Origin of the sequence: Victivallis vadensis (assembly GCF_003096415.1) — a bacterium.
Taxonomy (GTDB): domain Bacteria; phylum Verrucomicrobiota; class Lentisphaeria; order Victivallales; family Victivallaceae; genus Victivallis; species Victivallis vadensis.
The window spans coordinates 1-8083 of record NZ_QEKH01000066.1 but is presented as its reverse complement, the minus strand read 5'-3'; the positions used below and the strand labels follow the sequence as shown (position 1 = coordinate 8083).

Genomic DNA, 8083 nt, shown 5'->3' with positions numbered 1-8083 from the left:
ATTCCCTTTATGTTGAGATTTTGAGTTACTCAAAATAAAAGGCAGATGCAACCTTGTCAAACAACACATCCCATCACAAAATTTGGGACATTATCAATATAATTAGCTAGATTTCCCTAAGCGGTTCAAATCTGCTTTCTTGATGAATCTTGCCTTTCTTTATACAATTTCATTCCAGACGGCGACATTATTTGAGGAATTATTCTTTCATTTTTAGAAAACTTTACCTTTTTACTGTGCAAAGTATATTTTTGCTCCTCATCGCCAGTACCTGACTTTATACATTTCCAATTATGATCACAAATGCAATAAGTCTTTGCTGTGGCTGGTAAAGTAATATTTTGAGCAAAGTTCACAGCATTTTCATAAGTATCAAAAATTCTTATGCTTTCTTCATTTCTGTTTTTTTCTTGGATGAACGGCTCACCGGAAAAAAGTAAAATCTGTCCATACGAATTAATGATAAATACAGAAAACTGCCCGGACATTAAATCCATATCAAACGGATTTCTCTTATTACTCATCTTTTTGATCATGGCAAAATGGTTATGAACTGAAATGAAAAAGGGGGGAGAGTTTGACCAGTTTGCAACCGCCGTACACGTATTATAGTTACGGCGTGTATGTGATTGGTTCCGGCTCCGGGATTGATTTTTCATCTTTGTATTCCGGCATTTCCCCCAAATCAATTACAACAGCAGGATCTGGAATTTCTGCAATCAATCGTAATTCTTTATAACTCTTATCGCGTTCTATTGGATCCGTGTATTTATCTATGTTTAAAAAGCATGTGGCTTGAATATTTTTAAAGTGTCCATTTAATATTCTGACTTTAACAAAAAGAGTACTATGTTCAGGATTTATACTCCGTATTAATTGCTCAACTCTGAATAAAGTCCCCTTAGGCAAAGCTACCATTCTGTTTTCTAATGATAAATACTCATCCATATCTTTTTTGCCTGCCTCATTTATTTTACTAAGAAAATAAAGAGTTCTGAAATCAGATTCCTTTTCCAGAATTGTTTCATCAATCGTTTTATATACATGGTTATATTTGAAGCCATAGTTATACTGTGGGTCCAGAGAAACATCTTTTGTACAGGAGCATAACATTTCCATGACTATAACTGCGAATACGAATAGCGGTAACGATTTATTAACATAAAATGATTTCATTTCCACTCTGCTCTGGCGCTATTTTCTCTACTTCTTATTCTTCAACCATTTTACAAAGTCTTTTATTGTCGCTTTGAGGTGAGAGTCAAAATAGCCCGCGCACTCGTTCCAATCAAACGGCGTTCCATCCGCGAGAACATAATTTCGTTTACGCCAGATTCTTCTGTCGAGAATCCCTTCCGGTTTATATTCCTCTCGATGAAGTCTGTGGGAGGGACCGCCGTCATCACTCCCCGAATACTTCGGCCTGAAAGGTGAACAGCCGGGCGTCGGCGTTCCGCCACGCATCGGCGGGCAGTCCCGCTTTGCGGGCAAGATAGGTCAGGGTGGTTTCGCGGTCCCAGTGCTGTTCGGGCGCGACCTGCGGCAGGAATACCGCGCCGCGGTTCGCGGCCCGCAGGATGATGCCGTCCCGCCCCACGACGAACTCCTCCGGGGAAGCGATCGGTTTTGCGGAAGTCAGGATCGACAGCTCCAGAGTGCATTCGGAAAACTCTTCCCAGTCCACCGCCGGAAAGCGCGGGTCTTCCGTCGCCGCGTTCACCGCGTTGCGGATCAGGTTCTCCCCGAGCGGCTCAAACGCCTCGATGTTTCCGATGCAGCCGCGCAGGTTGCCGCTGAAATCCTTCAGCGTCACAAAGCAGGCCCCCGGCTCCGACAAGTGCGGAATCGCCGGAATTTCAGGCAGCTCGCCGTTGCAGAGGTGGCTGGTGATGACCTGCCGGACGAAGTTCAGCAGTTGACGGCGTTCTTCCGGTGAAAAACGGTTGTTGTCCATGGTTCGATCCTCCTGAGCCAGCCGTTCCTTTTTGTTTCTTAATTCCGGTCGTGGAGGATGCGGTAGGCTCCGCACCCGATGAAAGCCAGCGTCGGCGCCAGCCCCGCGAAGACCGGATTCAGGATGCCGCCCTTGCCCAGCACCAGAAACACCTGCGCCACCACGATGTACACGATGATGATTCCCACCGCCGTGATGATCGCCATCAAACTGCCGGTGCGCTCGTTCTTGGTCGCCAGCGGAATCCCGAGGAACACCGCCAGGAAGCACGCCCACGGGAAAGCCAGCCGGTAGTAGAACACGGTCATGTAGATCGAATAGACCCGGTCCGGCATGTTGTCGTTGCGGCGCACGAGGTCCCAGATCACCAGCGTCGGCAGGTCGTCTTTCTCCTTGATCGAATTCATGATGTCGTCCGGCGCTTCCGGAATCTCTTTTTCATTGAATACGATGCTCTTGTACGGCTGCGGATCGTGCATGGTCGAGGTGCCGCGGCTCGCCTCGAATTTCGTTTCGTCGTTGCGGTCGTAGCTGGTGAAGTTGCCGTCGCTGAACGTCCACGCCTTTTTACCGGCGTCGTAGCTGACCCGGTTGGCGAAGAAATCCACTTTGCGCCCCTTGAGCTCCTTGCGGATCTCTTTGGCCCGCTCCTCGCGCGACAGCGCCAGAATCCGGTCCGCCTTCAGCCGGAACATCTGCCGGATCAGCGCGTCGAATTCGGCATCGCCCGCGCCGAGCACGATATCGTCGATCATCCCGTCCGTCCAGAAAGTCTTGACCGTCACATTCTGCTGCGCTTCGTCGGTGGTGAAGGTTTTGAACAGCCAGTGGCGCTGCTGGTCGGTGCTGCGGTAGGTGAGCAGGTTCTGCACATATTTGCGCCCGTCCGCGACTTCGGAGCGGATCTCCTCCGCCCGGCGTTCGGTATAGGGCACCAGCGCCTCGTTGAAATAGATGTTCACCGCGGTCACGATCAGGCCGACCACGAAGATCGAACCGCCGCAGCGGAACAGCGACACCCCCGACGCCCGCATCGCGGTGATCTCCATATTCTTGCCGAAGGTGGCCATCGTCCACATGCAGCCGAGCAGCATCGAAATCGGCAGGATGAACCGGACGTTGCCCGGCAGTTTGTAGCCCAGGTACTGCAGGATGCTCCGATACGACGCCTTCGCCTCCAGAAAGTCCGAGATGTCCCGGTAGACGTCGCTCAGGATGAACAGGATCACGAACACCAGCAGGAGCACGCTGTATTTGATCAGGAACTCCCGCAGGATATAGCCGTCCAGCTTCGGCAGCGGAAACCACCGGCGCGGAAGCAGGGTCAGGTCTTCATATTGTAAATTCTTCTTTTCCATAGTGACGGATACTATACACCGCCAATCCGATAAAAAAAAGCCGGGCGACGGATTTTTCAAAAGAAAACCTCGCCGGCGCACGGTTTCGGAGATCGGATTTCCGAATCATGCGGGAAGTTGCCCATAGCCCGCGGTTGTCTCCGGCAGGCAGCATACCGCGCGAATCGCCGGCAAACTGAATCCTCCTTATTATTCTCCCCGGTTTCGGTACTTTGCCGCGCTACCGTTCTTCCCCGGTGCTTTGGCGCAATATGACTTCGCAGGCGAGGAACTCCTGCCGGACCGCCGGGCGGTTTTCGAGCAGGAATTCCACCGCGCGCGTGCCGATTTCCGCCATCGGCTGGCGCACGGAAGTAAGCTCGAACAGGGGCGAATAGTAATCGGTGTCGCCGAAGCCGGCCACCGCGATATCCTCCGGCACGCGCCGCCCGAGTTTCTTCAACTCGTCAAGCACGTTCATCGCGATGATGTCGTAGCTGCACAGAACCGCGTCGGGCGGCTCCGGCAGCGCCAGAATCTCCCGCAATTGTTTGCGTCCCTGCTCCGGCAGGGGGACATCGTCGATCACCCGGTGCAGCTCCGGTGAGACCGGCAGCTGCCGGGCGTTCAGCTCGTCGACCAGCCCCTGCAGCCGCCGGCTGGCGGAGTAGACGCTCGCGAACACCCGGATGCTGGCGAACCGCCGGTATCCCCGCCGTATCAGCCGCTTCACGAGTTCACGCATTGCGCCGTAGTCGTCCTGTCCGACGAAGTCGCCCCGGATCAGATCGGCACGCGTGACCGGAGTGTCGATCACCACACAGCGCAGTTCATAGGCCTCGAACAGATCGAGCAGGCGATTGTTCACATCGGAATAGTTGTTGCGGATGAACGGGATGAATACGACGCCGGTGGTGCCCAGCCGCTTCAGGCGCTCCACCGTCCGCCGGACCGTTTCCGGTTCGGGCGGGATCGCGAAAAGCCCGAAATCGGCACCGTGGCGGAACGCGCTCTGTTCCATCGCGGAGATGGTCCGCGCATTCAGCAGCGTGGATTCGGGGTACAGAAACACCACCGAGCGGTGTCCGTCCTCCAATTCCTCCGCCGCCGACCGCACCACGCAGCCGACGCCGGGGCGGCGTTCCACCGCGCCGGAATCGGTCAGCCGCTGCAGGGCGCGCCGCACGGTGCCGCGCGAGACCTCGAATTCGTCGGCCAGCAGACACTCCGTCGGCAGCCGTTGCCCGACCGGATAGCGGCCGACCACGATCCGCCGCTGCAGTTCCCGGATGATCCGATATTGGGGATGCATGATAACCTCGTCTATTTTACCGTGATTGCCGCGACGCTGTTGAGCTCCATCGTCAGCGGAATGATCAGCTTGCCGTTTTCGAACCGGTAACCGGTCAGCGGTTCGGTCACCAGTCGCGCCGCTTCCTGCCATGTCGCGGTGTCCCGCTGCTGCGCCACGGGCGGACTGCCCGCCCGTTCGAAGGCGGCGTGACTGTTGGCATGCTCCGAATCGACCCGGATCAGCTCCGCCGTTTCCAGCGTTTCCGTCCGTCCTGACCAGTCGAGCTCCAGCGTGACCGGCACCGGCCTGAATACATCCGGCTCCTCCTCGCTGAAGGTCGTCGCCACCACCCGGACCGTCCCGTCCGCATCGGTTGCCGCCATCGCGTCGAAGGGTTCGCTCGAAGCCTTGACCGGCAGCCGTTTTCCGGCGAGCCGGTTCAGCAGCGTCAGCGCGTTGAAGGCGGGTTTCGGCACTGCATCGTGGTGGGTCATGTAGCCCAGGTCCCCGCAATAATGGCGGTCCAGCTTCAGGTAGGGATGGTCGATCACGCAGTAGTAATAGCCGCGGGTCACGCCGCAGTCGGCCATGATCCGGTTGGCTTTGACCAGAAACGCCGCTCCGGTCTGGGTGTCGAAGTGCCCGCTCACCATCGCCGAACCGTTGAATTCGGTCACGTGAACCGGCAGGTTTTCGCCGCCGAACGGAGCCATGCGGCCGCGCGCCTCCTTTATGCCGTGCGGATAAAGCGCCAGTGAACCGTCATAACCTCCGTAGATATGAATGCTCACGTCGGTCACTGCCTTGTCCAGTCCCGCCTTGCGCGCTTCCTCCATGCAGAGCGACAGCAGGCCGTTCATGGCGCCGGAGGGAGTGCCGATGCGCAGTCTGATTCCGTTTTCCCGCTCCGTCTCGGTCAGGGCGCGCAGATAGGTGACGAAAAGCCGGCAGAATTCCTCGTCGGTGCCGCGGAAGAAATCCGAACCGGGCTCGTTCCAGCACTCGAACACCCATTGCGAAACGGTCTCTCTGCCGTAACGTTCGATCCAGTGGCGCACCAGTCCTTTCAGCGTTTTACCCCAGAGTCCGTAGTCCTTCGGGACATGTTTGTTGTTCTGCGTCTGGAGCTGGGGCGGCACGGTCTCGATGGTCGGAACCAGTTTGACGCCGAGTTCGCGCACCAGAAAATCCACGCACCGGTCGACGCCGGAGAAGTCGAATTCGATCTCTCCGTCCGCCGAAATCGACTTGACCGGGAACGGGCCGTTGAAAAACTCCCGGGTGCGGACGTATTCCACGCCCCCCTCTTCCTTCAGCTTCCGCAGTGCGGTGCGTACATGGGGCAGGACAATCTGGCTGCAATAGGAGAGGTCCACACCGTTCCAGACGCGGTCCAGCCGGTACGCTTTTTCTGCCGGTCCGATTGACAGCCTTCCCTTTGACGCATCGTAGTTGCGCGCTTCTCCCGCGCCCTGGCGGATCACCGCGATATCGTCGAAACAGGCTTTCCCGGTATTGCCGCCCCACACGCGGAGCCAGACCGAAACCGATTTGACCTTGGGGCTCAGGCCGCCGGCCGGAATGTACACGCAATGGTATTCCCACGGCCGGTCGCCGTCGAGCAGCCGGGAGGTGACGTCGCGGTGGCCGATCGGTTTGTCGTCGGCGTCGAGATAGACCAGCTGGATTCCGGCGTTCGCCCACGGCGGCGCACCGGCGGCACGCCGGATTCCCTGCTGCATGTACCAGCCGCCGACCACCAGAGCTTCGCCGTTATAGGGGAACTGCCGGCCGGTGACGGTGCCGGCGCCGTCGAGGACGAGGGTCTTGCCCGGAGACGGGAAGAGGCCGGCTTCGACGCGGGCGCTGCCGTGACGGCCCAGACCGAGGCCGTCCCAGTCTTTGCCGCCTTTTCGGACAAACCAGTCATTGATGCCGAACATGCCGGAAAACGAACCGTCGCGTTCCAGATTCCGGCCGGGCACGTCAAGAGCGACCTTCAGGTTGGCGATCCGGAATTTACCGGTCCTGCCGTAATTGCCGAAGCAGAGACGGAACCCGCTGTTCTTCAACGGAATCGAGCGGCTGACCCGGTGGCGTGCCGTCGCCTTGCCGGTATTGAACAGGTCGAGGTGCGCCTGTTCTTTGTCTCCGGTGAAAAGCCCCAGCTGAACCGCTGCGGTGCGCCACGCCGCGCCTGCGGATTCGATATCGGTGGTTTCGGCGTCGAATTCGATTCTGACCGTGCTGCCCGGCAGGCAGGGAATCAGCGGCAGCGCGGCGAAAGAACCGGGGCCGAATTCCAATGCGTCCCCCGCAACCTGCGGTCCGGCGCCCCACAGCGTTTTGACCACGGCTTTCCAGGCCGGCCTGGAGAAATTGATGTCCAGCGCCATCTGTTCGACCGCAACCGCGGCCGTCAGGCAGCAGAAAGCCGCCACGAAAATCAGGATTTTTTTCATCGGTTCACGATTCCTGTCAGTTATTTGAGAGTTCGGCACAGTCAGTTCTGCGTCGTATATTGGGCCGGGGCTTCGAAACTGTCCTGGTCGATATCGTTGATTCCGACCGAAGCGACGTGGCCGTCGGCATAGGCGGCGGTCATCCTCCCGCCGTGGTCGAATCCCAGCTGAGCAAGATAATCGACCCGGTCGCCGCTGAGCCGCAGCGGCCAGCTGTCGCCGGTCATCGCGAAGGTGCCGGGATTCAGGGAGGTCAGGTTCCCATGTTCGGAACTCCCTTCCACCAGAAAAACGGTCGTGGAAGGACGGGGCAGCGCGGAAAGCCGGTACCATTTCCCGGTTCCCGCCCACGGCCAATCCTTGTTTGAGACCCGGTTGACGGTACAGACGAAATTCTTGCGCGGCGCCAGAGTCGGGCACTGCCAGCAGCCGGAAGTCCACGGCAGGTAACTCAGCGAATCCAGATTCATGAACCAATACTGGCTGTTCATTCCGCTGTAACTCTTGGGATAATTCGCGGCAAGGATGTTGCCTTTGTGATCATCGCAGTAGAACAGTGACACCTGCGTGATCTGCTTGAAATTGCTCATGCACCTGGCCTGCCGTCCCCGTTCCCGCGCTTTATTCAATGACGGCAGCAGCATACTCGCCAGAATCGCGATGATTGCGATCACTATGAGCAGCTCAATTAAGGTGAAACAGTGTCTTTTCATTGCATTCTCCAGGTTGACTTTGAAAAATCCGGGGTTCTTTTCATATTATGGCCGGACAACCGGATTGTTCCAAAAGAGAATCACTTTAAAAATCAGAAATGATACAATATTGTACCATTTAACAATATATCACGGTTCCAAAGTAATACCGGAAACGCTGTGTGCAAGTTTCCCTGAGGAGGTTTAATTGAAATTTTATTGAAATTTTTTTCTGGAAAAAAACATTTGGATAATGTCCCAAATTTTGTGATGGGATGTGTTGTTTGACAAGGTTGCATCTGCCTTTTATTTTGAGTAACTCAAAATCTCAACATAAAGGGAAT

7 protein-coding genes are annotated in these 8083 nt (G+C 56.1%); all 7 read right to left on the bottom strand.

All coding sequences use genetic code 11. The features are described 5' to 3' along the window. Window positions 1-125 precede the first annotated feature (125 nt). Entirely contained in the window at window positions 126-659 is a 534-nt protein-coding gene (locus tag C8D82_RS20930; RefSeq protein WP_133245321.1) for a hypothetical protein, read from the bottom strand. Beyond that, on the bottom strand, window positions 613-1176 hold the full coding sequence (locus C8D82_RS20925; RefSeq protein ID WP_133245320.1) for a hypothetical protein: 564 nt from the start codon (window positions 1174-1176) through the stop codon (window positions 613-615). Before C8D82_RS20925 ends, C8D82_RS20930 begins: the two co-directional genes overlap by 47 nt. A gap of 226 nt (window positions 1177-1402) precedes the next feature. Beyond that, window positions 1403-1954 (bottom strand): AmmeMemoRadiSam system protein A, encoded by a 552-nt coding sequence (gene amrA / locus C8D82_RS20240; RefSeq protein WP_116886111.1) that lies wholly within the window; start codon window positions 1952-1954, stop codon window positions 1403-1405. A gap of 38 nt (window positions 1955-1992) precedes the next feature. Then, window positions 1993-3312 (bottom strand): LptF/LptG family permease, encoded by a 1320-nt coding sequence (locus C8D82_RS20235; RefSeq protein ID WP_116886110.1) that lies wholly within the window; start codon window positions 3310-3312, stop codon window positions 1993-1995. Between the two features lie 220 nt (window positions 3313-3532). Further along, window positions 3533-4603 carry a GntR family transcriptional regulator gene (locus tag C8D82_RS20230; protein ID WP_165833237.1) on the bottom strand — a complete coding sequence of 357 codons (1071 nt, stop codon included), beginning with the start codon at window positions 4601-4603 and terminating at the stop codon, window positions 3533-3535. 11 nt (window positions 4604-4614) lie between these two features. After that, window positions 4615-7047 carry a GH39 family glycosyl hydrolase gene (locus tag C8D82_RS20225; protein WP_116886108.1) on the bottom strand — a complete coding sequence of 811 codons (2433 nt, stop codon included), beginning with the start codon at window positions 7045-7047 and terminating at the stop codon, window positions 4615-4617. 41 nt (window positions 7048-7088) lie between these two features. Further along, window positions 7089-7760: a prepilin-type N-terminal cleavage/methylation domain-containing protein gene (locus tag C8D82_RS20220; RefSeq protein WP_116886107.1), complete on the bottom strand. Its 672-nt coding sequence runs from the start codon at window positions 7758-7760 to the stop codon at window positions 7089-7091. Window positions 7761-8083: the final 323 nt, after the last annotated feature.